The sequence below is a fragment of the Pseudomonas sp. 2822-17 genome, from assembly GCF_002742485.1.
Lineage (GTDB): Bacteria > Pseudomonadota > Gammaproteobacteria > Pseudomonadales > Pseudomonadaceae > Aquipseudomonas > Aquipseudomonas cyclaminis.
This window is the reverse complement of sequence record NZ_LJRZ01000799.1, coordinates 1-264: the sequence shown is the minus strand read 5'-3', so window position 1 is coordinate 264 and position 264 is coordinate 1. Positions and strand designations below refer to the sequence as shown.

General features: G+C 33.0%; 1 protein-coding gene. It reads left to right on the top strand.

The genetic code is table 11. The features are described from left to right. Positions 1-71 precede the first annotated feature (71 nt). A partial coding sequence (locus tag AOA60_RS28820; RefSeq protein WP_218240904.1) for a hypothetical protein occupies positions 72-264 on the top strand: 193 nt, incomplete at its 3' end.

The window sequence follows — 264 nt, the reverse complement described above, 5'->3', positions numbered from 1 at the left end:
GTGAAAATAACATCGAAGGACCACAGTGCCTTAGAAATATTTTAAATATCTAATATATGGGAGGGAGTTCTATGCTTTCTGAAATGTCTGCTTTCAATCAGAAAGAAGACAAAAAGAAAGAGGAAATTGTAGAAGAGTATGAAGATTTAGAGTTTCAAATTTTCCGAATGAAAGAGAACATGAAAGAGATAGCTAAACATCATCAAGTCCTTGGTATTGACCAGACAAAAGAAGAAAAATGGGTTATTGTTTATAGTGTGGATG